Origin of the sequence: Clostridium rhizosphaerae (assembly GCF_016765585.1) — a bacterium.
GTDB classification, from domain to species: Bacteria; Bacillota; Clostridia; order Clostridiales; family Clostridiaceae; genus Clostridium_AT; species Clostridium_AT rhizosphaerae.
In genome coordinates this window covers 1-665 of the sequence record NZ_JAESWC010000021.1, presented here as the reverse complement: position 1 = coordinate 665, position 665 = coordinate 1, and the positions used below count along the sequence as shown (strand labels likewise).

The window sequence follows — 665 nt, the reverse complement described above, 5'->3', positions numbered from 1 at the left end:
AATTAATAACACAAGTAGCAATGGATGAAGGACTAAGATTCGCAATAAGAGAAGGCGGAAGAACAGTAGGTTCAGGAGTTGTTACTAAGATAATTGGTTAATTTAAACTAAGATAGATATAATTAATGTACATTAATAGAGTAAGTATACTTACGTTAAAACAAGGAAGGGGACGCCCTTCCTTGTTTATTTATGTCTTAACTTTATTAAAGTTTTAAATTTAGGGCAGAAGTCATCGGTGATAAGTATTATAATAGTTTTACATCGTACTAATCAGAGTATATACAAACTAATACTTGTCCTGGTGTGTCAATATATGAAAGCTTTAGTTAATTAGAGGAATATATAGATATAATGAATTATTTTCATGTAAATGGTTATTATATATTTATTCGAGTTTAGATATATGATATTATATTCCTTGTCGCCGACACAAAGCGACAACAAATTACTCAAACAATCTTCTTCAATATCTAATAGTAAGTAAAAATTACTTTTAAAAAGATGTTGACAGATAAAAGTTTAGATGATAAGATATAAAAGCTGTCAGATGACGGCAAAGCAAATTGGTCTTTGAAAATTAAACAGAGAAATTAAGGGTTAAAGTCCTAAATGGACTTTAGCGGATAACTTAGCTGATGGAAATCAGCGAGCATAAGTTATCC

At 29.5% G+C, this 665-nt stretch carries 1 protein-coding gene; it reads left to right on the top strand.

Features of this window, described 5'->3' with window-relative positions; translation table 11 throughout:
- Positions 1–101 (top strand): EF-Tu C-terminal domain-related protein (locus JK636_RS22235; protein WP_476727384.1); only part of this gene is annotated, 101 nt, incomplete at its 5' end.
- Positions 102–665: the final 564 nt, after the last annotated feature.